The sequence below is a fragment of the Pseudescherichia sp. L3 genome, assembly GCF_024656065.1.
Classification (GTDB): domain Bacteria; phylum Pseudomonadota; class Gammaproteobacteria; order Enterobacterales; family Enterobacteriaceae; genus Pseudescherichia.
In genome coordinates this window covers 1,677,576-1,704,015 of record NZ_JANKYC010000001.1, presented here as the reverse complement: position 1 = coordinate 1,704,015, position 26,440 = coordinate 1,677,576, and the positions used below count along the sequence as shown (strand labels likewise).

Genomic DNA, 26,440 nt, shown 5'->3' with positions numbered 1-26,440 from the left:
TGTGTAATGTTTTGCCGTCGAAAGGGCGGCAAAACTTGCATCCCTGTGCCAGAGTGGTTATAAGGTGCAGCTGAAATTTCACGGCGGACTTCCTTATGAGCGATACACCTTTCTGGCAGAGCAAAACCCTTGAGCAGATGACCGATGCCGAGTGGGAGTCGCTGTGCGACGGCTGCGGCCAGTGCTGCCTGCACAAGCTTCAGGATGAAGATACCGACGAGATCTACTTCACTAACGTCGCCTGCCGTCAGCTTAATATCAAAACCTGCCAGTGCCGCAACTACGCGCGGCGCTTCGAGTATGAGCCGGACTGCATCAAGCTAACGCGGGAGAATCTGCCGACCTTTGAGTGGCTGCCGCCGACCTGTGCCTATCGCCTGCTGGCGGAGGGGAAAGCACTGCCGCTCTGGCATCCGCTGCGTAGCGGATCAAAAGCGGCGATGCACGCCGAGCGCATCTCGGTCCGCCACATTGCGGTAACGGAGTCCGAGGTGCGTAACTGGGAGGATCACATCCTCAACAAGCCCGGCGCTTAACGACCAAAGAGATCGCGTTTTTTCGGTTTGAACGCCTGGGCAATCAGTACAAGGATGGCCACGGCGAAGTAGGCGATAAAGATCCCTACCAGCCACTGCGGCATCTCCAGGGTCAGGAAGGACCACTGGCGTTCGGCGCAGTCGCCGGAGGCAACAAAGACCTGCGGCAGCCACTTATCCAGCGGCAGCCAGCTCGGGAAACGGGCGGCGAAATCGCAGGTCATAAACGGGTTAGGGTGCAGCTGGATCATCGTATGCTCCCACGCCAGCTGAATACCGCGCCATGCGCTGTAGAGCCAGATAGCAATCGCCACATAGCGCAGCGGCGTTTTTGGCGCGATTGCGCCCACCAGCCCGGCGCCCATTACGCCAAACAGGGCGCAACGCTCATAAATACATAAAACGCACGGTTTAAGCAGCATCACATGCTGGAACCATAAAGCCACCAGCTCAAGCGCCAACGCCGTCAGTGCCATAAGTAACCAGGCACCGCGCCCGTGAGAGCACTTGTTTAAAAATTGTAACATAATCATTTCCCTGGGAGATGCTAGACAGCGCAGTGTAAACGAATTCACCCTGAGATGACAAAGGGTTCAGAAGCGGGGGAAAGTAGGGGAAATAAGCGTTGTTTATGCTGGGAGTGCAAAAGCGTGGCAAAGGGTAAACGGCCAGCACAATGCGCTGAAAATGGCCGTTTAAGAAAAGCGTAAAAACAGAACGGCGATCCCTTTTTCTTCCCGTTTCGTGCTATCTGCTGCCCCCTCGCTCTGGTATGATGAGTCTCTTTGTTTCGCTGTGTAATGGAAATTTCTCTATGGTCATTAAGGCGCAGAGCCCGGCGGGGTTCGCGGAAGAGTACATCATTGAAAGTATCTGGAATAATCGCTTTCCACCGGGAACGATCCTGCCAGCTGAAAGAGAACTTTCCGAACTGATTGGCGTCACCCGCACTACGCTGCGCGAGGTGCTACAGCGTCTGGCACGTGACGGCTGGCTGACCATCCAGCACGGTAAGCCGACCAAAGTGAATAACTTCTGGGAGACGTCCGGCCTTAATATTCTGGAGACGCTGGCCCGGCTCGATCACGAGAGCGTTCCCCAGCTGATCGACAACCTGCTGTCGGTGCGTACCAACATCGCCACCATTTTCATCCGCACTGCGTTTCGCCAGCATCCGCAAGATGCGCTGGACGTCCTGGCCCGCGCACGTGAGGTAGAAGATCACGCCGATGCCTTCGCCGAGCTCGACTACAACATTTTCCGCGGCCTTGCGTTTGCGTCAGGTAACCCTATCTATGGGCTGATCCTCAACGGCATGAAGGGGCTCTACACCCGTATCGGGCGGCACTACTTTGCCAACCCCGAGGCGCGCAGCCTGGCGCTGGGCTTCTACCACCGCCTGGGCGAGGTGTGCGAGCGCGGCGATCATGACAAGGTGTATGATATTGTGCGCCACTATGGACGCGACAGCGGAGAGATCTGGCACCGGATGCAGAAAAACCTGCCGGGCGATCTCGCCATTCAGAGTCGTTGAGCTCAGAGATAAACAGCAAAAGCCCTCTCCGCCAGGAGAGGGACAGGCATTACAGGCTGTTCTGACGCGGCGGGCAGCGATCCAGTAGCTCTACGCTGCCATCTTCGTTCTGCTGCTCCAGCATCACATCAAATCCCCACAGGCGGTGCACGTGCTTGAGCACCTCCCGGCGGCCCTTATCCAGCGGCGCACGGTTGTGCGGCACATAGCGCAGGGTTAACGAGCGGTCTCCACGCAGGTCGACGTTCCATACCTGGATATTCGGCTCAAGGTTGCTGAGGTTGTACTGCGCCGAAAGCTTAGCGCGGATCTCACGGTAGCCGTCTTCGTTATGAATAGCCGCAATCTCCAGATAGTTATTGCGATCGTCATCCAGCACCGTGAAGAAGCGGAAGTCACGCATTACCTTAGGTGACAGGAACTGGCTAATAAAACTCTCGTCTTTAAAGTCGCGCATGGCGAAGTGGAGCGTCTCCAGCCAGTCCGATCCGGCAATATCCGGGAACCAGTACCTGTCCTCCTCGGTAGGGGACTGACAGATCCGTTTGATATCCTGGAACATGGCGAAGCCCAGCGCGTAGGGGTTGATCCCACTGTACCACGGGCTGTTGTAGGGCGGCTGGAACACCACGTTGGTGTGGCTATGGAGAAACTCCAGCATAAAGCGATCGGTCACTTTCCCCTCATCGTAGAGATGGTTGAGGATGGTGTAGTGCCAGAAGGTCGCCCAGCCCTCGTTCATGACCTGGGTCTGCTTCTGCGGATAGAAGTACTGGCTCACCTTACGCACGATGCGTAAAATCTCGCGCTGCCACGGCTCAAGCAGCGGGGCATTCTTCTCCATAAAATAGAGCAGATTCTCCTGCGGCTCTGAGGGGTAGCGTCGGACTTCAGCAACCGTTTTCTCCTCCTCGCGCTTCGGCAGAGTACGCCACAGGGTGTTCACCTGGCTCTGCAGATACTCTTCCCGGCTCTTCTGCCGCGCTTTCTCCTCCTGAAGGGAGATCTTCTGCGGCCGTTTGTAGCGATCGACGCCGTAGTTCATCAGGGCATGGCAGGAGTCGAGCAGCTTCTCAACCTCGACCACGCCATAGCGCTCTTCGCAATCGGTGATGTAGTTACGGGCAAAAATCAGGTAGTCAACAATGGAGCTGGCATCGGTCCAGCTGCGGAACAGGTAGTTATTTTTGAAAAAGGAGTTGTGCCCGTAGCAGGCATGGGCCATCACCAGCGCCTGCATGGTAATGGTGTTCTCCTCCATCAGGTAAGCGATACACGGGTTGGAGTTGATCACAATCTCGTAGGCCAACCCCTGCTGCCCGTGCTTATAAAGCCGCTCGGTCTCGATAAACTTTTTACCAAACGACCAGTGGGTATAGTTAATCGGCATTCCGACGCTGGAGTAGGCGTCCATCATCTGTTCGGAGGTGATGACTTCGATCTGGTGGGGATAGGTATCAAGCCGGTAGAGTTTAGCTACCCGATCGATCTCGGCCAGGTAGGTATCAAGCAGTTCGAATGTCCAGTCGGGTCCATCGCTGAGACGGGAGGTGTCCTTATTCATGGAGTCAATCGTAGCCATTAGCGCACCCTCATTGTTGGCGACTCTCTCTTGCAGGAGAGTCTCCTTTCAAGCATAGATCACCGCACCGGAAACCGGGCTGGCGAGGAAATTTTTTCTTCGCCATTTCGCCGTGTAAAAAGGGGGGTAGGCCAGGCATTTGCGCTATTTTATGCTGCGTTACATGGCGGCTCAGCAGGAGATACCAAATAGCCCCCATCCGCCGTCATAGGCAGAGATGTGAGTTAAGTCACCATAAAAAAGCCGTATGTTGAATAACATTTTCATCTGAGTTATCAATTTGTAATCAGATGATTGTTCTTAACCGATGATCGTTCTTAACTCGTCAGTTTTACTCATAGGGAGTGGCTATGCGCGTTGTGGTTCTGGGAAGTGGCGTCGTGGGCGTGACCAGCGCCTGGTATCTGAGTCAGGCGGGGCATGAGGTAACGGTAATTGAACGGGAGCCGGGATCGGCGCTGCAAACCAGCGCGGCTAACGCCGGACAGATCTCACCAGGCTATGCTGCCCCCTGGGCCGCACCGGGTGTCCCTCTGAAGGCGATCAAATGGATGTTTGAACGCCATGCCCCGCTGGCGATCGGCCTTGACGGAACGTCGTTCCAGCTCAAGTGGATGTGGCAGATGCTGCGCAACTGTGACACCCGCCACTACATGGAGAACAAGGGACGGATGGTGCGTCTGGCCGAGTACAGCCGCGACTGCCTGAAGGCCCTGCGCGATAGCACCGGCATTGAGTATGAGGGGCGACAGGGCGGCACGCTGCAGCTCTTCCGCACAGAACAGCAGTATGAGAACGCGACCCGCGACATCGCCGTGCTGGAAGATGCCGGGGTTCCCTATCAGCTGCTGGAGTCTGCCCGGCTGGCAGAGGTTGAACCTGCCCTCGCCGAAGTGGCGCACAAGCTCACCGGCGGCCTGCGCCTGCCCAATGACGAAACCGGCGACTGTCAGCTCTTTACCCAGCGTCTGGCGCAGATGGCCGAGCAGGCGGGTGTGGTGTTTCGCTACAATACGCCGGTCGATCGCCTGCTTTATGAGGGCGAGAAGATCTACGGCGTGAAGTGTGGTGATGAGGTGATCAAGGCCGATGCCTACGTGATGGCCTTTGGCTCATACTCCACCGCTATGCTGAAGGGCATCGTCGATATTCCGGTCTATCCCCTGAAAGGCTACTCGCTCACCATTCCCGTGGCGGAGGAGAGCGGTGCGCCCGTGTCGACTATCCTTGATGAGAGCTACAAGATTGCCATTACCCGCTTCGATAACCGCATCCGCGTTGGCGGGATGGCAGAGATTGTGGGCTTCAATACTGAGCTGCTGCAGCCGCGTCGGGAGACGCTGGAGATGGTGGTGCGCGATCTCTTTCCACGCGGAGGCCACGTTGAAGAAGCCACCTTCTGGACCGGCCTGCGTCCGATGACGCCGGACGGCACGCCGGTGGTGGGACGCACGCCGTTTAAAAATCTCTGGCTCAACACCGGGCATGGCACCCTTGGCTGGACCATGGCCTGCGGCTCCGGCCAGCTGCTGAGCGATCTGATCTCTGGCCGCTCACCGGCTATTCCACACGAAGATTTAGGCGTAGCCCGCTACGGCGCCGATTTTACTCCCGCGCGGGCCAACCATCTGCATGGCGTACACAATACATAAGGGGCAGTCATGACGCGTCCTGTTCAGGCCACGCTAAATTTATCGGCCTTACAGCATAATTTACAGGTTGTTCGCCGCGCCGCGCCTGGGGCGCGGGTGTGGTCGGTGGTAAAAGCCAACGCCTATGGGCACGGAATCGACCGCATCTGGCGCGCGCTGGGCACCACGGACGGTTTTGCCCTGCTCAATCTGGAGGAGGCGGTGCTGCTGCGCGAGCGCGGCTGGAAAGGGCCGATTCTGCTGCTGGAGGGGTTCTTTAATGCCGACGAGCTGCCGCTACTGGATAGCCTGCGTCTGACCACCAGCATTCACAGCAACTGGCAGCTAAAGGCGCTGCAAAATGCCCGGCTTAGCGCCCCGCTGGATATCTACCTGAAGGTCAACACCGGCATGAACCGGCTGGGGTTCATGCCGGAGCGGGTCAGTTCGGTATGGCAGCAGCTGCGGGCGATGAAAAACGTGGGTCAGATGACGCTGATGTCGCACTTTGCCTCGGGGGAGAAGCCCGACGGCATTGTCGAGGCGATGGTGCGAGTAGAGCAGGCGGCGGAAGGACTCAACTGTCCGCGCTCTCTCGCCAACTCGGCCGCCACGCTCTGGCATCCTCAGGCCCATTTTGACTGGGTCAGGCCAGGTATTATTCTCTACGGCGCATCGCCCTCCGGGCAGTGGCACGACGTGGCAAATAGCGGCCTCAAGCCGGTGATGGCTCTGCACAGCGAGATTATCGGCGTGCAGACCCTGAAGCGGGGCGATCGGGTGGGCTACGGCGGGCGCTATCAGGCCACGGGCGAGCAGCGGATCGGCATCGTTGCGGCAGGCTATGCCGATGGCTATCCACGCCACGCTCCGGACGGCACGCCGGTGCTGGTAGACGGCGTACGCACGGGGATTGTCGGAACGGTCTCAATGGATATGCTGGCGGTAGATCTCACCCCGTGCCCGCAGGCTGGGATCGGTACACCGGTTGAGCTGTGGGGCAGCGAAATCAAGATTGATGACGTCGCCGCCGCGGCGGGCACGGTGGGGTATGAGCTGATGTGCGCGCTCGCTCCCCGCGTGCCGGTTGTTACGCAATGATTGTGACAGTGTAACCGCAAGGCATGTAGGCCGGGTCAGGCGTGGCCGCCACCCGGCGATACCTCACTCCGTTTCGTGTTCGGCTACCCGGACACCCACCTTACGCACGGCGTTATCCTCTTTTTCGGCCACCGTCCAGATCATGCCGGCAAACTCCACCTGGTCACCGACCACCGGCGCAGCACCAATCAGCTTCTGCACAATATCTCCCAGCGTCTGCTGTTTGTCGGGATACTCCGTTCCCTGATCGAGGCCGTAGATCAGTGCCACGTCAGCAAACTTGGCGCTGGCCTCCAGAATAAAGTCCCCGAAGAAGCGCTGATCCAGCGCCACCGGCGGCGAGTGGCTAAACAGTTTGCCCAGCGCAGGCAGGTCGCGCTCGCGGCCAATCACGCACAGCACATCGCCTTCGCGCAGGTGGGTGCTGCCGGTCGGGTGCAGCAGCGCGTTGCCACGGAACAGGGCGGCAATACGCGTCTCCGGCGGCATATGCAGATCGCGCAGCGCCGCACCGACGCACCACTTATCGGCGCTCAGCTGGTAGATAAACTGCTCCCAGGCGTTCTCCGGGCTGATGTCCAGCCCGACCCGTGACTCGGGCCAGCCCACCGGGGGAACCACGACCTTGGCTTTTTTTGCCGCCCAGCTCAGAGAGGTGCCCTGGAACAGCAGGGAGACCAGCACCACAAAGAAGGCGACGTTGAAGAACAGCCGGGCGTTTTCCAGACCGGCCATCATCGGGAATACCGCGAGGATGATGGGAACCGCGCCGCGCAGCCCCACCCAGCTAATAAAGATCCGCTCGCGCAGGTTGAAGCCGCGAAACGGCAGCAGGCCAGCAAACACCGACAGCGGGCGAGCCACAAAAATCATCCACGCCGAGAGCAGCAGGGCCGGAACGGCAATCATCAACAGGTCGGAAGGGGTAACCAGCAGCCCCAGCACGAGGAACATACCGATCTGCGCCAGCCAGGCCAGACCGTCAAAGTTCTGTTGAATGTTATAGCGGTTACGAATGGGGCGATTGCCGAGCACAAAACCGCACAGGTAGACTGCCAGGATGCCGCTGCCATGGATTGCCGTAGTGACCGCGAAGATCAGAATACCGCCGCTCAGGGCCAGCAGCGGGTAGAGCCCGGCGGGCAGCGCGATCCGGTTAATCATCTGCTGCAGCAGGTAGCCACCCGCCAGGCCGACGATAATCCCGAGGCCAAACTCCTGAACGATATGCAGGGCAAACTTCCAGTCCAGCCCAAGCTGATGATGCTGGATCATATCTATCAGGGTGATAGTCAGAAACACGGCCATCGGATCGTTACTGCCGGACTCAATCTCCAGCGTCGAGCCGACACGCTCGTTAAGCCCCTTGCCGCCCAGCAGGGAGAAGACTGCCGCCGCATCCGTCGAGCCGACAATAGCGCCAATCAGCAGGCCTTCCATCATGTCTAGCTTGAACAGCCAGGCGGCCATCATACCGGTGAGTCCGGAGGTGATCAGCACCCCGACCGTGGCCAGCGACAGCGCAGGGCCAAGGGCGACGCGAAACGAACTGGCCTGGGTGCGCATGCCGCCATCCAGCAGAATGATCGCCAGCGCGAGGTTACTGATCATATAGGCGAGCGGATAGTTATCGAAAGGGATGCCGCCGACGCCGTCGACACCGGCCAGCATGCCGATGGCGAGAAAGATAACCAGGATGGGAATACCAAGGCGTGATGAAAAAGAACTTAATAAGATACTGCAGGTTACAAGCACTGAACCCAAAATGAAAAGACCGATAATCGCCTCAGCTTCCAATGTCGCTTTTCTCCTCTAAATGCATTTACCACCCAAACGGGGCCGAGGGCGCTCGCGCCAGAGATGGCGCGGCACGACCCTCTAAAACATTACCATATCCACGGCGGTAACAGCGCTTTAATAGAGGCTAAAAACGATATTTTTATTCACTTAAAACAGGATGGCCGCTAAGAGTAAGCTGCGTATGAAAATCCTGGTGCTGCAAGCGCGCCTGCGCCCCCAGCGGCAGGGTCACCGTCTGTGGCTCATGGCCAAAGGCGAGGCCGCTCACCACCGGGATCGCCAGGCGCGTGCGCAGGTAGGCTATCATCGCATCGAGATCGAACCCGGCATCGTAGTCGTTAGGCGCGCTGCGGCTGAAGCTGCCGAGGATCAGCGCTTTCTGCCGCGACAGGATCCCCGCATGGTGCAGCTGGAGCAGCATTCGCTCCACGCGGAACGGGTGCTCATTAATATCCTCGACCACCAGAATGCCGTTTTCTATGGCTGGCAGCCACGGCGTGGCAATGAGCGAGACCAGCATCGCCAGGTTTCCCCCCCAGAGCGTCCCTTCAACGTCGCATGCTGGCCCCGTGCCTTCCCAGGTCACGCTAAAGGTCTCATTGCGCAGCGCGCGCCAGAAGTGCTCCTGCGTAAAGTCATCCAGCGCCTCCGCACCAAAGTTAGCTGCCAGCATCGGCCCACTAAAGGTGATAACGTTATCCGTCGCCAGCAGGCCAAGCTGCACGGCGGTAAAATCGCTGTGGCCGCAGATGAGCAGCGGCGCGTGGCGCTGGCGCTCGGCCAGTCCCTGCCAGTCGATCTTTTCCAGCAGACGGCTGGCACCGTAGCCGCCGCGAACCGGCATCACAATCGTGTTCGGCGTGTCCAGCGTCACCAGGGCGTTGAGATCCGCCAGCCGCTCGGCGTCGTCACCGGCGAAGCGCCGATCGCGGCGGGTAATCACCTGCTGGTTCTCTACGCGGTGGCCTGCGTCCGCAAGACGCTGGATACCTTTGAGGGCGGCAGACTGATTAATGCAGTAGCCGGAGGGGGCGATCAGATGAATCCGGGACATGGCAAATCCTTGCTGACATTCTTAATGAAATAGTAGATGAAACGGTTATCATGCCGCGTAGGATTGTCATTGTCATCTAAACTCCCGGTAAAAGGATTGTTGGTGTGAAACTGAGATGGTTTGCTTTTTTGGTGGTGCTGCTGGCAGGGTGTAGTTCGAAACAGGATTATAAAAATCCGCCGTGGAACCCGGAGGTCCCGGTGAAACGGGCGATGCAGTGGATGCCGATCAGCGAGAAGGCGGGTGCGGCGTGGGGCGTCAGCCCGCGGCTGATAACGGCCATTATCGCCGTAGAGTCTGGCGGAAACCCGACGCTGGTGAGTAAATCCAACGCCGTGGGCCTGATGCAGCTTAAAGCCTCCACCGCCGGAAAAGAGGTTTACCGACACATGGGCTGGAGCGGGCAACCCTCGACCAGCGAGCTGAAGAACCCGGAGCGCAATATCTCTATGGGGACGGCCTACCTGAGTATTCTTGAACACGGCGTGCTTGCGGGGATTAAAGATCCGGAGGTGATGCAATACGCGCTGGTGGTCTCCTACGTCAACGGCGCAGGGGCGCTGCTGCGCACCTTCTCATCGGATCGCAAGAAGGCCATTAGCGAGATCAACGACCTGGACGCGGATGAGTTTGTCGAGCACGTTGCCGAAAATCATCCTGCGCCGCAGGCACCACGCTATATCTGGAAGGTGCAGAAAGCCATGGATGCGATGTAGATCATCGCACCTTATTGGCCCGCTCGCGCGCCTCACGCTCCAGCGAGAAGATGATCCGCTGGAGCTCGCGCTCCACCGCTGGGTTAGTATTCAGAAAGCGGAAACTCAAACGCGGGGTGGTAACGGTATCGTTCTTGCCGTCTACCACCTTACGCTCGCTGATAGAGATCAGTTGGGCATCAAAATAGAACTGCCCCCAGCCGCCCATATCCAGCTCAATCTGCGAGAAACGCTGCCCCTCTTTCACGCCTTCCGGCGTGGCCCCTTCCAGCAGCGCGCCCATGCCGCCTACCGACAGGTCATACAGACGAAAACGCATCGGGCGCTTGTCCGGTAGCGTAGCCTTGCCAAAGTAAGCCGGATGCAGCGGGGCGCTAATACGGAAGTATTCCCGGCGCTGAATAAACCATACGGAGGAGGGGAGCGGCGTTACAAACGCCGGCAGTGCCTGATAATCACTCATCTGCAAGCCGGAGACGGTAAATTCAACCTTCGCCCCTCGGGTCTCTGCGGTGATGGACAAACTGTCGACACGCTGCACCGCTTTGTTCTCATACTCCTGGCTGCCGAGGTCCACCACCAGCCTGTCGAGATCCGCATCGAGGATCTTGCTGATGAATTGCCCGCTGCCCCAGGAAATACAGATCGGCACCTGCTCTTTGTGCAGATCGCGCAGTATGCCCAAAACGGCCAGAGGGGTTTGTTTCAGGAACTGCTCACTGTAGTTGCTCACGCCGGATGGCTCCTTGCTGACTAATAGCCCATCGTTGATTTATCGGCACGCGGGGCGGGAACTTCAGCCGTAATGTAAATTTTTTTAGCAACAAAAAAATTAATAAGTCTGTGACATTTAACCTTTTTTGGATCTATTGCCTATACTCAATTCACGGTGCAGGCGTTTGGGCCTGCAAAGTAAGCAACCATGTAAAAGGAGACAACGCAAAATGGGTATTATTGCGTGGATTATTTTTGGCCTTATTGCCGGTATTATCGCTAAGTTCATCATGCCAGGACGCGACGGGGGTGGTTTCATCATTACCGTTATTCTGGGTATCGTTGGTGCCGTAGTCGGTGGCTGGCTGGCGACGATGTTTGGCGTTGGCGGTGACGTTACAGGCTTCAATTTACCAAGTTTCCTCGTCGCAGTAGTGGGTGCGATTGTGGTTCTGGCTATCTACCGGATGGTACGTCGGAACTAACGTTCTATGCCAGCCGGCGACCTTGCCGGCTGGCATCTCACTTAGCTTATCCTATCAAAAATCATATCCCACCGTGGCAAGAACGCTGCGCTCCGCACCAAAGTAGCAGTTGTTTGTCCCATAGCAGCCCGAGATATAGTCCCGATCGCCCAGATTGCTGGCGTTAACCTGCACAAATGCGCCTTTCAACTGCGGCGACCATGCGCCAAGATCGGCCCTGACCGAGGCATCAAGCAGCGTGACCGACGGCAGCCGTGCCGTATTCGCATCATCGGCATACTGTTTGCCAATGTAGCGCACACCTGCGCCCACGCTTAACCCGTAATCAAACTGATAGTGCGCCCACAGCGAGGCCATCTGGTCCGGAGTGAGCTGCGGCGTATTAGACTCGTTGCCGTCCAGCGAATCCTCGAAGCGTAGATGATTCCACGTGTAGCCAGCAATGGTGCTCAGGCGCGACGTCAGCTGGTTGCGCGCTTCAATCTCCACGCCCTGGGAGTGCACCTTCCCGGCCGGCAGATAGGTGGCGGTAGCGATATTGATATCGCGGGTTGCCACATCTTTCTGCGTCAGGTCGTAGAGAGCAATGCTGTAGATATCCGACGTGCCCGGCGGCTGAAACTTGAGGCCAGCCTCATACTGCTCGGCAGTGGTCGGCTTCAGCAGCTTACCGTCTGCGCCCGGCAGCGATGCCGGCGTGATCGACTGGCTGTAGCTCAGGTAGGGCGAGAGGCCATTATCGAACGCGTAAAGCAGAGAGGCGCGGCTGCTGACGTGGTCATCAGAGCGGCGGCTGTCGGTGCCAAAGGTGTCGCTGGCCTGCTCGGAGACGATGCGGTCGTAGCGTCCAGAGAGATCCAGATGCCAGCGGTTCCACTCCATCTCATCCTGCAGATAGGCACCCGCCTGATAATAGCGACGATTATTGTCATCGCTATAGGTGACAGTGTAACCGTGCTGCGGCGTATAGCCGGTGAACGGGTTAAGCGGGGCGGCAGAGCCTGCGCCGGTCCAGAGATCGTTGCGGTAGCGGTGATACTCCCCGCCGAGGATCACGGTATGCGTTACCTCGCCGGTGGCAAAGTCGGCCTGCAGGCGGTTATCGGTTGACCAGGCGTCAAGGGAGCCGCGCGAGCCGCTGTAGCCTCGTGCCAGATCGTCTGAGTTAGCAATCCAGCCGGTCTGGTAGACCTGATCGAGGGCAACGTTGGCGTGGGTATAGCTGCCGCTGGAGTGTACTGACCAGACGTCGTTAAACTGGTGGTCAAACTCTACGCTATAGAGCTGCTCGCGACGGCGATAGCCATCCCCGCTCTCGCCCTCGTTGGTGCTGTTCGCCAGCCGCTTGCCGTTGTGGTCAAAGCGCGCTCCGTCCATGGGCAGCGAGCCGTGGTAGCCGCCGGAGGGATCTTTTTGCAGGTAGGCGCGGAGCAGCAGGCTGGTATCCGAGTCCGGCTGCCAGAGCAGGGACGGCGAAATGGCGTAGCGCTCTTCGCGGGTATTGTCATACTGAGTGTCGCTGCTGCGGGTCATCCCGGTCAGACGAAACGCCCACTGGTCGTTAATGGCGTCGGTGTAATCAAACGCGCCGCCCTTGGTATTCTGCGTGCCGCCGGAGAGTCGGAAGTGGCCTTCGGACTTAAACTGCGGGCGCTTCGAGGTGAGGTTGACCAGCCCACCGGGGACGCTCTGACCATACAGCGCCGAAGAGGGACCCTTCACCACGTCGATGCGTTCGATAAACCACGGGTCGATCTGCAATACGCTGTGGCTCCCGCCATCGCTCATCAGGCGCATGCCGTCGAGGAAAATGTTATCCACGTCGCCGCCGTGGAAGCCGCGTAGCGAGACGGTGTCAAAGCGCGTTGCGCCACCGCCAAAGTTGGAATTGACGCCCGGGGTATAGCTCAGCGCCTGGTTGACGTTCATCACGCCCTGATCTTCCATCTGCTGACGGGTGACCACCGATACCGACTGGCCGGTAACAATCAGCGGCTGATCGGTTTTGGTTGCACCGCGGGTGCTCTGCACCGTGTAACCCTCGGTCGGCGCCGTGGCTGACTGCGGTGCGGTAGCGCTAACGACGACGGTATCTTCAGCCAGAACGGCATGAGGAAGGGCAATGCCCAACGCGCAAAACCAGACAGAGCGTTTTAATGTTGTTTTCATTCGCAATCCATACTCTCATAAGCGGAACGCGAATTATTATTGTTTATATTTGCGTATACAAGCTTTTTACGGGGGAGGAGTCCGCCTCGCTACCAGATTTGGTAGCGGGGCGGGGAGAGGTTTACTGCGCCACTTTCTGTGCTTCAGGTGCGCTCTGCGGAGCAGGCTGCTGAGTAGTAGATGGAGCAGTAGTAGATGGAGCAGAGTTTGATGGCGTAGAAGAGGCTGTCGCCGCAGGCTGTGCTTTCGGCACGCTGTCGCACGGCTGGGCCTTCGGACAGACCAGATCCAGCATCATCAGCGTAACGCCGTTAGTCCAGCCGAAGCCATCCTGTAGCGGATATTCGCCGCCGCCACCGCCGGTGCCGGTGCTGCTGACGTCATACTTCTCAACCAGCTTTTGTTCGCGATCGTAGGTGTGCTGGACGTTGGAAAGAAAACGCCAGGTGACATCCATCGCCAGCTTATCCTGATCGTAGTTTTGTAGACCGGTGGTGGCGACCCACTGCAACGGTGCCCAGCCATTGGGCGCGTCCCACTGCTGGCCGCTGTTGACCGTGGTGGTAGCGATGCCGCCGGGCTTCAGCAGGTGAGCCTGGGTAGCGGCCGCAACCCTGGCAGCGCGATCCTTCGCCGCCGCGTTGACGTACAGCGGGAAGAGTGCCGCCGCCGTTAGCGGGCTACGTACTTTTTTGGTCTTCAGATCGTAATCCGCATACCAGCCCTCTTTATCGTTCCACAGGTTGGCCTCCATCCCTTTCTGTCGGGCGCTGGCCATGGCGTCATACTGGCTCGATTTGGCGCTGTCCCCGGCGGCCTGGCTGGCGCGGGCCAGCACTTTTTCCATTTTGAACATCAGGGCGTTAAGGTCCACCGGCACGATGCTGGTGGTGCGGATGCTGCCGAGCTGGTTAGGATCGTCCATCCAGCGCGAGCTGAAGTCCCAGCCCGACGCGGCGGCAGAGCGCAGATCGCGATAGATCTCCGTCGCCGGACGGTTTGGATTATTCTTCGCGGTAGTGACGTCATCAAGCCAGGATTCCGGACGCGGCGTATCGCGATCGTCCCAGTAGCGGTTGAGAACAGAGCCATCCTCCAGCTTCACCACGCGCTTGTTGGCCTGACCCGGCTGCAACGTGTCTGCTCCCTCCATCCAGTAGCTATACTCTTTCTCCAGCTGCGGGCGATAGGTTTTCAGCGCCTCGTCGCCGTTGTGGCTTGCCAGCAGTTCCACCATAAAGGCAAAGAACGGCGGCTGGGAGCGGCTGAGGTAGTAGGTGCGGTTGCCGTTAGGGATATGGCCCCAGGCATCGATTTCATGGGCGAAGTTTGCCACCATATCTTCCACTTTATCCCAGTGGCCGCTCTCGGCCAGGCCGAGCATGGTGAAGTAGCTGTCCCAGTAGTAGATCTCGCGGAAGCGGCCGCCTGGCACCACGTAGGGCTCAGGCAGCGGCAGGAGTGAATCCCACTTGTCTGTGCGATCGGTGGTGCGGGTCAACACCGTCCACAGGCCGTCAATGTGCTGGCGCAGCGTCTGTCCGGCAGGCGGGACGTACTTCTCGTTCTTCGCTGGCAGGGTAAAGTTCATCTCAACAAAGTGGCGCAGGTCGAAGCCGGACTGGTTACGCTGCATTCGGTAGTCGGCCAGGATCATGTAGGGATCGCTTTTCGGCACGGCGTCGGCGAAGGTTTTCTGATCGGGAAAGAGTTTAGCGGTCTGCACATCGGCAAACAGCGGGCCAAGCAGGATGTCCGGGGACTGGATCGGGGTTTGGCTCTCAGTCTCGGCGGCCAGCGCCTGTGCGGAAGTCAACGCGAGAAACGCGCCCCCTAGCGCCAGCTGCATGGCAAAAAACAGCGTCTGGGGTCGGCGCGATAAATTTATTCTCATCTATTATTCTCCTTAGCAATGAACAGCGTCCCGCTGTAATCAACCTTTGAAAACAGTAGACGAATATCCGACGCCCGGAGTACCAGAAGTAAAAATTTGCGTCCTTACAAACATTTTTTGCTAAAAAAAGCCCCGCGTGAGCAGGGCACCACCACGCCTTTAACCCTGGGGGTTGATGAGCCAGGTACCAGGTGTAACCACCGTCAGCGTTTCGCTGCGGCGCTGGCTACCGTTCTGTAGGGTAAACTCATACTTGCCCGCAGGCAGCTGGAGATAGGCAAAACCGCTGGGTGCGGGCGCGATCTCCTGCGGCTTGCCGTTCACCTGCAGCCTGTCGGCATCGCTCATGCGAATGTAGATCCGGGCGATGGGGCCGCTGGCGGGCGCACTGGCTACTTTCGCCTCCGGGGCCGCTACGGACTGAGTAGAGGAGGCAGCCGCCGCCGTCTCCGTATCGCTATGCGTCGAACCAAAGATCAGCGCGCCCGCAATAATGCCGACTAGCACGCCAGCCGCAATCTGTGCCGGGGTTTTAACACGCTGCCACAGGGACGCGGCGGCGGAGGGTGGCTCCTCCACGGGAACCAGCATGGTGCCGGTTTTTTTCACCGCCGGGAGCTGCCCGGTGTCGCCTACGGTAATCCCGGCCAGGGCGGCAAACTCCGCGATGCTCTGGGGACGATCCTCTGGCTTCAGCGCCAGGGCGCGATCGACCGCCTGCAGCAGCGCAGGGGAGTAGCCCGGCGGTGGGTTCTCTGCCAGCGGGGCGCAGCTCTCCTGAATGCTGCGCGCAACGCTGGCGGGCGGCGGAGAGCCGGTAATCAACGTATAGAGCACCGCCCCCAGCGCATAGATGTCCGTCCACGGCCCGAGAAGGTTCTCACTGGCGTCCGCGTACTGCTCAAGAGGCGTAAAGCCAGGGTTAAGTAGCCGCTTGCTGGTGTCGCTAAGCTCGCCCGTGGTGGCAGGCGCGGCGGCAACGTCAAGGAGCAGCGGCTGGCCGCTCTCCTCAATCTGAATACTCTTGAGAGAAATATTGCGGTGCAGCTCGCCCGCGTGGTGCAGAGTGGCAAGCGCGCTGCACAGCATGGGCAGCCGCTGTAAAATCCAGGCTTCGTTGATGACGTCCGGCTGCTGCTGATGCAGCTCCGCCAGGGTGATGCCGTCATAGCGCGGCGTCAGGATATAGGCGGTATCGTTATGCTGCCAAAAGCGCAGGACCAGCATCAGGTTAGGATGGGTAAAGCGTGCCAGCTGGCGGGCCTGCTGGACAAACGCGTTCAGGCCAGCGGCAAAGGCAGCGCTGTCCTGTTTACTCCGCAGTACCAGACGCATCTCTTCGCCGCGCAGGCTCAGCGCGCGGGGCATATACTCCCTGACGATGACCGGACGCTCAAGTTCGCGGTCAAGGGCGTGATAGAGAATATGGGTGTGGCTGGTTTGAATAACGTCCTGGATCTCTAGCTCATCGAAACGAAAACCCGGCGGCAACGCGTCGGGTGTGCTCGGATTGTTCTCGCTGTCTGTCATTATTTGCGGATCTCTGTTCAAAACTGACGGCTATTCAGAATAGGTATTTCAGGATCACTTTTGCGTGCGCCAGGCTCCGGCTGCCGGATCCCGCAGCTGCGGATGCAGATTATCGATCAGCAGCAGCGTCAGGCTGGTGCCCGGCGTCAGAAAGGCGGACCACACTTTACGCACCTCGGTAAGCCGGGTTTGCAGACGCGCGTCGTCCAGCGCCTGATCCCGCGATACCTCTACCGCCACCGTGCCGCTGTTTTTCCAGCCGTTGAGCTGCGGATCGTAGGGCATAATCAGCCAGCTTTGGGGAGCCTGGCTGTTGCTCACCACCATGCGTTCATTATTGACGCTGGTGATCAGCAGGCTGTCGGCGTTGGCTTTATCGCTCAGGCCGCTGACCGGGAAACCGTGCACAAAGGTCATCACCGAGCGCTTTTCACCCTTCTTACCCTGCTGGATCACCTCGCTGCGGCCGTTAAGCCAGCCGCCGCGCTCGCACTTGCCGTTGGCTTTCGCGGGGATAAACAGCGCCGAGGCGTTGTCGTCACCCTGCCAGAAGGTGCGCAGATGGCAGCCATCCTGCAAGGTAAATTCAAGCCACGGTGTGCGGTCGGCCGTCGGGGAGGGCTGCTGCGCCACCGCTGCGTTGGCAGCAGACTGTGCCGCACGCGGCGTAATGACAACCGCCCATTCGCTCTCTTTGGTGGCGATGCCTTCGGCGAGCAGTTCACCTTCAGGATCGACCATCCGCCAGTTGACCTGGCCGATGGTGCTGCACTGGTTCTCCAGCAGCGCGCCGAGGCGCGGCATAAAGCTGGTAAGAATCGAGGGCGCTTTGTCACCGCTGGCAACAATGCGCAGCGGTAATTTTGCGGAACACCAGCTTTGCGGCGATTTATCGTTAACGTTGTCTATCCAGACATCCAGCTTCTGAGAGGGGGATTGGGCAATACGATAATTCCCTGCCGACACGGTTGTGGATGCTAAAAGCAATGCCAAACCCGAAAGCCAGACTTTCATAAAATTCCTTGTTAGCCAGAGTAATTAATCAATAATCCAGGTGCCGCTATCGCCTTTTTGGCATGCCTTGCTGCCGTCATCCACCGCCACGCAGGTCGCTTTTTTCGCGGCGCGCTTAGGACGGCGGCGATCGTTTTTCAGCGTCTGCTCGTAGAGGGCGCTTTTTACCATCGCACGCGGCGGCACGTAGCCAATCAGCTGCTCGTTATCCTGCTCGGCGATGGCCAGCCAGGCGTTATCCACCTCGCCGAGGACGGTATAGGTTTCACCGTTTTTCAGCTGGCCGAGAACTTTACCGCCGTAGGTAGGGGTGCTGAGAATTGAGCCGGGGTAGAGCGCCCGGTAGGCCTCGTTGACGGGCGTAAAGGTAGAGGGTGGCGAGACCGCATAGCGGTGCGTAAGCGTAACGCCATTGACCTGACTGGTCACCAGCGTATCGTCCGTCATCTTCGGCGGTGGCGCTTTACAGCCGACAACGACAGTGACCATAAGAAGAAGTAACAGGCCTCGCAATTTCATTATACCTTTCCCTGAAAAAATGATTAAACCCGACCGCCGCTGACTATTAAAGATTAATTCAGCTTAAGCATAGTCTGATGATTCTACATTGAGTTTATAACAATTCAATCGCCTTCTGATGGGGAGAGATTGTTAAATATGATGTTTACATGAGTATATTCTTATTGAGGTGATTTTTGCTCGCGTCATTGAGTAGGGGAATGTATTAGTAATCGCCGCGCACGCAGCAGGTCTTGTGCCAGACCAAGATCGGCACGCGTATCTACATCGCGCACAATACCGTCGTCTGCAACGGGCAGATCCTGGACGTTACCGCAGGCTCTTGCCTCTCGCACAATGGCTGCGGCACCCACGTCGCCCCGCAGCGAAGCCAACGCATTAACGTAGCTGCGCCCGAATCCCACCGGGTGACCCTGCTGCTGGTGAAAGTGGGGCACAACAATAGCCTGCTCCGCCAGCGCCTCTGCAACACGTTGGAGAGTTGTGGCCTGAACAAGGGGCAGATCGCCGGGCAGGATCAGCCAGCCTGCGGCCTCAGCCGTGGCCTGCACGCCCATCGCGATGGACTCCCCCATGCCGCCGGTGCCGCCCTCGGGGCGGACAAGATGCCACGCCAGGCCAGAAGCGTGCACCGCCTCAAGGGTGTGAGAGAGCACCGCTTTGCCGTCGAGCAGCGTATCAAGCTTGTGGGCTGCGCCACCCGACGCGAGAAACCGCTCGCCCCGTCCAGCCGCCAGCACAATCACTACGGGCAGAGTGGGCACCACGGGTAGTGCAGACATTACGACGACCTCTGGCCGCGGGCTGCCGCCACGTCTGCCAGTACCGATAGCGCCAGCGAGCTGGCATCCCGTGCCTGGGGAAAGATGCCGATTGGCGCTTTGATCCGCGCAATCTCCTCGGGATGAAACCCGCGCTCGGTCAAGGCGCGGATCCGTTTTTCATGCGTGCGTCGGCTACCCAGCGCGCCGATGTAAAAGGGCGCGGCAGTCAGGGCGGCACTCAACAGAGGCAGCTCCCGATCAAGATCGTGCCAGAGAAAGATCACTGCCGTATGGGCATCGATCAGGCCAGACAGGGTCCGCAGCCGGGAGCCGTCGTCGATGTGAACATCATATCCTGCCGTCTCGGCGAGCTTCGCCGTCATCTCGGCCTCAACGGAGCGGCCAAAGATAATCACCCGCGTCGCAGGGCGGTAGCGGATAACAAACTCCTCCTCTTGCCAGCCGGTCTCTTTATCAGGCGCGTCAACGTCCAGCGTCTGGTTGCGGGGCCTGTAGCGCAGCGCCGGAGCATGACGTCGCTCCAGCGCCGACAGCACCGCCAGCAGAGGACGTGCCGAGCGTAGCGGGTGAATGCTGAGCGTGATCCCGCCCCCGCAGGGCAGGACAATATCAAACCAGGGCGATCCCTCTCCGTAGGTTACCGTGCGATCTGCCCCCGATTTGATCGCCTCCAGCCCCTCCCAGGCCGCAGCAGCCTCAACGCAGCCACCGGAGACGAAGCCGCAGTAGAGACCGTCCTCACGAACGGCCATCTGCGCCCCGAGGGGACGCGCCGCGCCGCCGCGGATTTCCGTCAGGACGATCAGCGCTGCCGCCATGCCGGAGGCCAGCGCCTGCGCCGCGAAGCGCAGCACCGCCACGTTGTCGTCGGTTAAGAACGCCCGCTGCGGCGTCGCAGCGGGTTCGCTCTCGGTTACAGGGAAAACCGGTTGTGATGGAGCCAAATGTGGCAGCACGTCTCTCTCCTATATCGCTTCCGGCAGGCCGTTCAGCAGCTTGTCGAGCGTAATAGGGTAGTCGCGTACCCGCACGCCGGTGGCGTTGTAGATCGCATTGGCAATGGCGGCACTGACGCCGCACAGCCCCAGCTCGCCGACCCCCTTGGCTTTCATCGGGGAAGAAACCGGATCGGTATCGTCAAGGAAGATCACCTCCTGCACCGGGATATCGGCATGGACCGGCACCTCATAGGCGGCGAGATCGTGATTGACGAAGTAGCCCAGCCGGGTATCCACCGCCAGCTCCTCCATTAATGCCGCGCCGAGGCCCATGGTCATCGCCCCGATCACCTGGCTGCGCGCCGTTTTCGGGTTGAGGATCCGGCCGGCGGCGCAGACGGCCAGCATTCGGCGCACCCGCACCTCTCCGGTGGCGATATCCACGCCGACCTCGACAAAGTGTCCGGCAAAGGTGGACTGCTGGTACTTCTCCTGCAGGTCGCCAAACTCGATAGTGTCTTCAGCGCTGAGCGTCCCGGCTGCGGCGGCATCGGTGAGCGGAGCGCTGCGGCCATCCGCGCTGACGTTGCCATCGGCAAAGACCGCATTTTGCGGATCAAACCCAAGCTTGTTTGCCACCGCTTCGCGCAGCTTAACGCAGGCAGCATAGACGCCTGCCGTGGAGCTGTTGGCCCCCCACTGGCCGCCCGAGCCGGCAGAGACCGGGAAGGTTGAATCCCCCAGTTGCACCACCACCTTCTCCAGCGGCAGGCCCAGCATTTCCGCTGCCGTCTGGGCAATAATGGTGTAGCTGCCGGTCCCGATATCGGTCATGTCGGTCTCAACGGTGAGCGTACCCTCGGCATCAAGATGCACCCGCGCCCCGGAGGTCATCACCAGGTTATTACGAAAACCGGCGGCAACCCCCATGCCCACCAGCCAGCGGCCGTCGCGGATCTGCCCCGGCGTGGGATTGCGCTGCTGCCAGCCAAAGTGTTGAGCACCGGTACGCAGGCACTCCACCAGCTGGCGGCGGGAGAAGGGGCGATCCGGATTGGTGGGGTCGACCTGGGTATCGTTCAGAATGCGGAACTCCACCGGATCGACGCCTGCCTTCTCGGCGATCTCGTCGATAGCTATCTCCAGCACCATCATGCCCGGCGCTTCACCTGGGGCACGCATGGCATTGCCCTCGGGCAGATCCAGCTCCGCCAGCCGCAGGCCGGTGTGGCGGTTCGCGCCGGCATAGAGAAAGTTTGTCTGCTGCACGGCGGTCTCTGGCTCGCCTTCCGGCAGGTTGCCGGACCAGCTCTCATGGGCGATGGCGGTAATATGCCCGGCTTCGTCGGTGCCAATCCGCACCTGCTGGATGGTGGCTGGGCGGTGAGTGGTATTGTTAGGGATCAGCGGTCGGGAGAGCATCACCTTTACCGGGCGCTTCGCTGCCCGAGCACCCAGCGCGGCCAGCAGGGCATCGCTGCGCAAGAACAGCTTGCCGCCAAAGCCGCCGCCGATGTAGGGCGACAGCACGCGGATGTTCTCTTTCGGCATATTCAGCGTTAGCGCGAGGTCGGAGCGGCACCAGTCAATCATCTGGTTAGAGGTCCAGACGGTAAGCTTATCCCCCTCCCAGACCGCCATAGAGGCGTGCGGCTCCATCGCCATATGGCTCTGATCCGGCGTAGTGTAGGTCGCATCGAGCTTGACCGGAGACGAGGCAAAGGCGGTAGCAAAATCACCGGTCACGCTGTCCGGCTGATCCTTCTGCGGAGCGGTGACGCTGGGTTTAACTTCCGCTAAATCGTATTCGCCCCGATCCCGCTGGTAATCTACCTCGATCAGCGACGCTGCCGCACGCGCCTGCTCGAAGGACTCCGCGACGACTACGGCGATGGCCTGGTGATAGTGCTGGATCTCCGGGCCGCCGAGCAGAATGGCGGTATTCTTTTCACCTTTGCCGAGTTTTCCCGCATTGTCGGCGGTGACCACAGCCAGCACGCCGGGCGCACTGCGGGCGGCCTGAATATCAATACTGCTAATTCGCCCTTTGGCGATCCCCGCCCCGAGCACGTAGCCGTAGGCCGCGTTGGGCACTTTGTCATGCCACTCGTAGGCATAGTGCGCGGTGCCGGTAGTTTTTAGCGGGCCATCGATGCGATCGTGTGGGCGGCCGACCACCTTCATTTGATCGATAGGGTTTTCCGTGGCTGGATTATCAAATTTCATCGCTTTATGCCCTCGCTTCTGCCAGCACCGAGGCGATGGTGCGCTTCGCCAGGGTTAATTTAAATGCGTTCTCATGGGTTGGCTGGGCCTCGGCAAACAGCCGGTCATAGACCGCCTGCGCACCCTGAGCCACCGCCGCATCGGCATCGTCCCGACGCCAGGGCTGATGAGCTACGCCCCCCAGCGCGATCCGGCCGCTGCCGTCCTGCTGCACGATGGCGGCGACGGAGACCAGCGCGAAGGCGTAGGAGGCCCGATCCCGCACTTTGCGGTAGATATGGCTCCCGCCCACCGGCGCTGGCAGGGTGACGGCGGTGATCAGCTCCCCAGCTGCGAGGTCTGTCTCAATATGCGGCGTCGTACCCGGCGCACGGTAAAATTGGGCGATAGGGATCGCTCGCGTTTGACCATCCGGGCGCACCGTCTCTACCACTGCATCAAGCAGGCGCATGGCGACGGCCATGTCGCTGGGATGAGTAGCGATGCAGGCTTTGCTGGTGCCCACTACCGCATGCTGGCGGCTGAACCCCTCCAGCGCCGCGCAGCCGCTGCCGGGAAGACGCTTGTTGCAGGGCTGGTTAGTGTCGTAGAAGTAGGGGCAGCGGGTGCGCTGAAGCAGGTTACCCGCCGTGGTGGCCTGGTTACGCAGCTGCCCAGACGCACCGGCCAGCAGGGCCCGGGAGAGCACGGCGTAGTCGCGACGCACCCGCTCATCGGCTGCCAGATCGGTATTACGCACCAGAGCACCGATGCGCAGGCCGCCTTCGGAAGTCTGTTCAATCTTATCCAGCGCCAGGCTGTTAATATCAATAAGGTGCAGCGGAGCCTCGATCTCCAGCTTCATGAGATCGAGCAGGTTAGTCCCGCCCGCGATAAATTTGGCGTGGGGGGTGCGCCCGGCGCTGGCTGCCGCTTCCGCCGGGGTGTTGACGCGCTCATAGGTAAACGCCTTCATGATTTCAGCCCTCCGGCAACGTCATCAATGGCGGCGAGGATATTGCTGTAGGCCCCGCAGCGGCAGATATTGCCGCTCATCCGCTCGCGGATCTCATCTGGCGTGGCCTGTGGAGAGGAGACCAGATCTACGGTCACATGGCTGGGAATACCTGCTTCAATCTCTTTTAGCACCGCCACCGACGAGCAGATCTGCCCTGGCGTACAGTAGCCGCATTGAAAGCCATCGTGTTTCACAAAGGCGGCCTGCATCGGGTGCAGGTTATCCGGCGTGCCCAGTCCTTCAATGGTGGTGATCTCGGCATCCTGGTGCATCACGGCCAGAGTCAGACAGGCGTTGATTCGGCGACCGTCAACGATAACGGTGCAGGCCCCGCACTGGCCGTGATCGCACCCTTTTTTACTGCCGGTGAGGTGCAGATGTTCGCGCAGGGCGTCGAGCAGGGTGGTGCGCGTATCCAGTTCAAGCTGATGAACTTCACCGTTGACCTTGAACGAGACCGGCATCGTTTCAGGCGGTGGCGTTACCGGAGACTCCCCCGCGCCGATCGCAACGGAGGGTGAAATGGCCGCCGCTGCCGCAGACGCCGCGCTGGCCTTGATCAGCACCCTACGGGTTACGCTGAAATCGTACGGCCCTCTGTCCGCTTCGTTGCTCTGATTGCTCATAATTGCCTCCACATCTATAGCGTTGTTTTTATACGTGCGATAAATAATAGTAGGCGGTGAAACGGGGATTACCCTCGCTTTTTGCATATGCTACTGAGCCGAGGGCATTAATGAGGCAGAGAGAGAGGTATTATTGCCGTGGCAAGCCAGCGTGAAGCCGCCCGGATTTTTTCAGGATCCGTACCGCACCGCAGGCCAGCAGAATCAGCACGATGAGGCCTGCGGAGATTATCCAGCCACGGGCGTCGGCGTGAAGTGCCCGGGCGGCCAGCAGCACCAGCATGAGCAGGGTCATACAGAGGGTGGTGTACTCCTTCACCACCACCCGCCGCCAGTTAAAGGCAAAGGTTCGCAGCGTCTTGCCTAATCCCCTCAGGCGCGGCAGCAGGCGCGGCGTACGTGCGCAGTAGTGTCGGTAGTCGTCGCCAAAGCGCCCCAGCAGATAGTGTTCTTCCGCAGCAATGATGCAGGCGTAGCCCAGAAAAAAGAGCGGCATCGCGATCGTCAGATACCACGAGTTATTGGCGGCAACGCCGAAGCCAATAATCATCAACAGATTGCCCAGGTAGAGGGGATTACGGCAGTGGGCAAACAGCCCGGTCTGCACCAGGCTGTCGGCATACACTTTACGCTGGCGTCCACCGCGTACGATATAGTCCAGCCCGACGGTCAGGACCCGGATCCCCTGTCCGAGCAGGGCAACGGCAGCACCGGCAATCAGCATGGCAACGGCGGCCTGGCTGACCCGCTGCTGGCCTATAAACAGCGTCAGGTAGAGCAGCGGAAAGAGCACGTTGCGGGTACGAAAAAGAAAGTTGCCGACGGTGATCCTCATTTTATTGCCACCATTGCGCAGAAGTTATACCAGCGGAAGAAGACCTCTACGCTGCGAAAGCCGGTGTCGGTGAGCATCTGCCGATTTTCGCCTTCGCTATAGGGGATCAGCACGTTCTCCAGCGCCTCGCGCTTCTGGCCGATCTCCAGCTCGCTGTAGCCGTGGCGACGCTTCATAGCGTAGTAATAGTTAATAAAGCGCCTGTTGAGATCCGGCGAGTCGCAGACCACCTTCTCTACCAGAATCAGCGCGCCGCCGGGGTTGAGCCCCTCGTAGATAGATGACAGGAGCTTTCGGCGGTGCAGAGGGCGGACAAACATCAGCGTCAGGATCATCGCCACCACCGAGGCGTTATCTAACGTCATCCTCTCTTTGAGATCCTGACAAAGGAAATACGTCTCACGTGCAGAATTTAGCTGGGCGAATTTGTCCCGGCACTTCTCCAGCATATCCGGCGAGTTGTCGATGCCGGTAAAGGCGATATTCTGCGGCAGCACGCCGTCCAGCAAGGCGAGGGTAGTGCCGGTGGCGCACCCCAGGTCGTAAAGCTGACTCCCTTTGGTAGCGTACTCTGCCGCCAGCTCGCCCACCATGCGCTGAATTTCCTGATAGAAGGGCACGGAGCGGTCGACCATGTTGTCAAACACGCCCGCAACCTGGCTATCAAAGCGAAAATCTTCCGCACTCTTCTCTACAGCAAAAACCTTATCCTGACCCATAACGACTCCAGTGAGATATATCGAAAATCAATACATGAAACCAGATGCATTCACGTTACAAATGATTGATTTCATTAGGTATTTAAGTGAAGGTTATAGGCTTTACGAGGACAGTTCTAGTTGAGATGTATTGCAAAGTGTTGTTATTGATACAAGCCTGCGTAAAGTTTGGTGATGATTTAAGCACAGCGCTTGCTGGGCAAAAAAACGGCGGTAGAATAGGCTAACTCCCGCCGCTTTTTACTTCCCTACAGGTGCCATGATCGCTCTCAAAACAGTTTGTCTGAGTTTGCTGTGTATTATCCTACTCTCTCTTGTTGCCAGCATCGCCCAGGCCGTCAGCCAGCGCGACGCAAAGGCCAGTGAGGGGTGGTGGTCTGCCCGCCGCGATTCATCCGGCATCGCGCCCGATCCGGTTAAGTTTGCCCGACTGGCAATCGTCCAGGTCTATGCCGCCCCCACTTACGGCTGGAAAGGGGCGGTGGCCGTGCATCCATGGATCATCTTCAAGCGTGCCGGGGAGACCCACTACAGCCGCTACGAGGTGATCAGCTGGGGCAGCGGCGACAAGGTGCGCCGTAACAGCAACCTCGCGGATGGCTACTGGTACGGCTCCAGGCCGCGCCTGCTGGTGGATCGCCGGGGGCCGGAAGCCGAAGCACTGATCCCGCAGATTAAAGCGGCAATTGCCTCTTACCCATGGCCGACCACCTATCATGCGTGGCCGGGCCCCAACAGCAACACCTTCATTGCTCATATTGGACGAGAAGTGCCTGACCTGAGGCTCGATCTGCCTGCTAACGCAGTAGGGAAAGACTATCGTCCGCTCTATCGGCCCATCGGCTTGCCGCCGTCGGGGCGCGGCCTGCAAATCTCGCTGCTGGGCGTGGCGGGAGTGACTCTGGGGGCCGAGGAGGGGTTCGAGCTTAACGTTCTCGGGCTTAACGTCGGTCTCGACTTTACGCCTCTGCGTCTACGACTGCCGTTTATCGGCGGCGTAGGGTCGGATAATTTGCAGGAGCAGTAAAAACCCAC

General features: G+C 59.3%; 24 protein-coding genes. 7 read left to right on the top strand and 17 right to left on the bottom strand.

Annotated features, from left to right (window positions below; all coding sequences use genetic code 11):
* Positions 1 to 95: 95 nt before the first annotated feature.
* A complete protein-coding gene (locus tag NR795_RS08335; protein WP_144818693.1) occupies positions 96 to 536 on the top strand; it encodes a YcgN family cysteine cluster protein in 441 nt (146 codons plus the stop codon).
* On the opposite strand, the gene dsbB is transcribed toward NR795_RS08335, so the two are convergent.
* Positions 533 to 1,063, bottom strand: coding sequence for a disulfide bond formation protein DsbB (gene dsbB, locus NR795_RS08330; protein WP_042391268.1), 531 nt, complete (start codon positions 1,061 to 1,063; stop codon positions 533 to 535). The two genes, NR795_RS08335 and dsbB, sit on opposite strands and share 4 nt — an antisense overlap.
* 287 nt (positions 1,064 to 1,350) lie before the next feature.
* Here dsbB and fadR point away from each other — a divergent pair, with 287 nt between their 5' ends.
* Complete coding sequence (gene fadR, locus NR795_RS08325) at positions 1,351 to 2,070, top strand: fatty acid metabolism transcriptional regulator FadR (protein WP_042391266.1); 720 nt, start codon at positions 1,351 to 1,353, stop codon at positions 2,068 to 2,070.
* A 49-nt stretch (positions 2,071 to 2,119) separates the two neighbouring features.
* Here the strand turns inward: fadR and NR795_RS08320 are convergent, their stop codons facing one another.
* Positions 2,120 to 3,652, bottom strand: coding sequence for a SpoVR family protein (locus tag NR795_RS08320; protein WP_042391264.1), 1,533 nt, complete (start codon positions 3,650 to 3,652; stop codon positions 2,120 to 2,122).
* Positions 3,653 to 4,002: 350 nt separating this feature from the next.
* On the opposite strand from NR795_RS08320, the gene NR795_RS08315 reads away from it, so the two are divergent.
* Together NR795_RS08315 and dadX are read left to right on the top strand one after the other, a co-directional pair.
* A complete protein-coding gene (locus NR795_RS08315; RefSeq protein WP_144818695.1) occupies positions 4,003 to 5,304 on the top strand; it encodes a D-amino acid dehydrogenase in 1,302 nt (433 codons plus the stop codon).
* A 9-nt stretch (positions 5,305 to 5,313) separates the two neighbouring features.
* Entirely contained in the window at positions 5,314 to 6,384 is a 1,071-nt protein-coding gene (gene dadX, locus NR795_RS08310; protein ID WP_257757886.1) for a catabolic alanine racemase DadX, read from the top strand.
* Positions 6,385 to 6,447: 63 nt separating this feature from the next.
* Here the strand turns inward: dadX and NR795_RS08305 are convergent, their stop codons facing one another.
* Both NR795_RS08305 and ldcA read right to left on the bottom strand, forming a co-directional pair.
* Positions 6,448 to 8,181 (bottom strand): potassium/proton antiporter, encoded by a 1,734-nt coding sequence (locus NR795_RS08305; protein ID WP_144818699.1) that lies wholly within the window; start codon positions 8,179 to 8,181, stop codon positions 6,448 to 6,450.
* Positions 8,182 to 8,323: 142 nt separating this feature from the next.
* Positions 8,324 to 9,238, bottom strand: a complete 915-nt coding sequence (ldcA, locus tag NR795_RS08300; protein WP_257757885.1) for a muramoyltetrapeptide carboxypeptidase — start codon at positions 9,236 to 9,238, stop codon at positions 8,324 to 8,326.
* 104 nt (positions 9,239 to 9,342) lie between these two features.
* On the opposite strand from ldcA, the gene emtA reads away from it, so the two are divergent.
* Entirely contained in the window at positions 9,343 to 9,954 is a 612-nt protein-coding gene (gene emtA / locus NR795_RS08295; RefSeq protein WP_144818703.1) for a membrane-bound lytic murein transglycosylase EmtA, read from the top strand.
* A gap of 1 nt (position 9,955) precedes the next feature.
* Here the strand turns inward: emtA and NR795_RS08290 are convergent, their stop codons facing one another.
* On the bottom strand, positions 9,956 to 10,687 hold the full coding sequence (locus NR795_RS08290) for a flagellar brake protein (protein ID WP_222888074.1): 732 nt from the start codon (positions 10,685 to 10,687) through the stop codon (positions 9,956 to 9,958).
* Positions 10,688 to 10,898: 211 nt separating this feature from the next.
* Between NR795_RS08290 and NR795_RS08285 the strand changes: the two genes are divergently transcribed.
* The gene (locus tag NR795_RS08285) at positions 10,899 to 11,153 is read left to right on the top strand and encodes a GlsB/YeaQ/YmgE family stress response membrane protein (RefSeq protein WP_042391252.1); all 255 of its coding nucleotides are present in this window, start codon (positions 10,899 to 10,901) and stop codon (positions 11,151 to 11,153) included.
* Between the two features lie 54 nt (positions 11,154 to 11,207).
* Here the strand turns inward: NR795_RS08285 and NR795_RS08280 are convergent, their stop codons facing one another.
* From NR795_RS08280 to cmoA, 12 genes are all read right to left on the bottom strand, one after another.
* On the bottom strand, positions 11,208 to 13,322 hold the full coding sequence (locus NR795_RS08280; protein WP_257757884.1) for a TonB-dependent siderophore receptor: 2,115 nt from the start codon (positions 13,320 to 13,322) through the stop codon (positions 11,208 to 11,210).
* 121 nt (positions 13,323 to 13,443) lie between these two features.
* A complete protein-coding gene (locus NR795_RS08275; RefSeq protein ID WP_257757883.1) occupies positions 13,444 to 15,216 on the bottom strand; it encodes an alpha,alpha-trehalase in 1,773 nt (590 codons plus the stop codon).
* Between the two features lie 159 nt (positions 15,217 to 15,375).
* On the bottom strand, positions 15,376 to 16,746 hold the full coding sequence (locus NR795_RS08270; protein ID WP_257757882.1) for a protein kinase: 1,371 nt from the start codon (positions 16,744 to 16,746) through the stop codon (positions 15,376 to 15,378).
* 54 nt (positions 16,747 to 16,800) lie between these two features.
* Positions 16,801 to 17,760 (bottom strand): hypothetical protein, encoded by a 960-nt coding sequence (locus NR795_RS08265; RefSeq protein WP_257757880.1) that lies wholly within the window; start codon positions 17,758 to 17,760, stop codon positions 16,801 to 16,803.
* A 24-nt stretch (positions 17,761 to 17,784) separates the two neighbouring features.
* Positions 17,785 to 18,279, bottom strand: coding sequence for an SH3 domain-containing protein (locus NR795_RS08260; RefSeq protein ID WP_144818715.1), 495 nt, complete (start codon positions 18,277 to 18,279; stop codon positions 17,785 to 17,787).
* A gap of 185 nt (positions 18,280 to 18,464) precedes the next feature.
* Positions 18,465 to 19,061: an NTP transferase domain-containing protein gene (locus tag NR795_RS08255; protein WP_257757878.1), complete on the bottom strand. Its 597-nt coding sequence runs from the start codon at positions 19,059 to 19,061 to the stop codon at positions 18,465 to 18,467.
* A complete protein-coding gene (locus tag NR795_RS08250; protein WP_374544014.1) occupies positions 19,061 to 20,020 on the bottom strand; it encodes an XdhC family protein in 960 nt (319 codons plus the stop codon). Before NR795_RS08250 ends, NR795_RS08255 begins: the two co-directional genes overlap by 1 nt.
* 9 nt (positions 20,021 to 20,029) lie before the next feature.
* Positions 20,030 to 22,228 carry an aldehyde oxidoreductase molybdenum-binding subunit PaoC gene (gene paoC, locus NR795_RS08245; RefSeq protein ID WP_257757876.1) on the bottom strand — a complete coding sequence of 733 codons (2,199 nt, stop codon included), beginning with the start codon at positions 22,226 to 22,228 and terminating at the stop codon, positions 20,030 to 20,032.
* 4 nt (positions 22,229 to 22,232) lie between these two features.
* Positions 22,233 to 23,183 carry a xanthine dehydrogenase family protein subunit M gene (locus tag NR795_RS08240; RefSeq protein ID WP_257757874.1) on the bottom strand — a complete coding sequence of 317 codons (951 nt, stop codon included), beginning with the start codon at positions 23,181 to 23,183 and terminating at the stop codon, positions 22,233 to 22,235.
* On the bottom strand, positions 23,180 to 23,851 hold the full coding sequence (gene paoA, locus NR795_RS08235) for an aldehyde dehydrogenase iron-sulfur subunit PaoA (RefSeq protein WP_144818723.1): 672 nt from the start codon (positions 23,849 to 23,851) through the stop codon (positions 23,180 to 23,182). Before paoA ends, NR795_RS08240 begins: the two co-directional genes overlap by 4 nt.
* Before the next feature lie 130 nt (positions 23,852 to 23,981).
* Positions 23,982 to 24,686 carry an isoprenylcysteine carboxylmethyltransferase family protein gene (locus NR795_RS08230; RefSeq protein ID WP_257757863.1) on the bottom strand — a complete coding sequence of 235 codons (705 nt, stop codon included), beginning with the start codon at positions 24,684 to 24,686 and terminating at the stop codon, positions 23,982 to 23,984.
* Positions 24,683 to 25,405 (bottom strand): carboxy-S-adenosyl-L-methionine synthase CmoA, encoded by a 723-nt coding sequence (gene cmoA, locus NR795_RS08225; protein WP_257757861.1) that lies wholly within the window; start codon positions 25,403 to 25,405, stop codon positions 24,683 to 24,685. Before cmoA ends, NR795_RS08230 begins: the two co-directional genes overlap by 4 nt.
* A 259-nt stretch (positions 25,406 to 25,664) precedes the next feature.
* Here cmoA and NR795_RS08220 point away from each other — a divergent pair, with 259 nt between their 5' ends.
* Positions 25,665 to 26,432, top strand: coding sequence for a DUF3750 domain-containing protein (locus tag NR795_RS08220; protein ID WP_144818743.1), 768 nt, complete (start codon positions 25,665 to 25,667; stop codon positions 26,430 to 26,432).
* Positions 26,433 to 26,440: the final 8 nt, after the last annotated feature.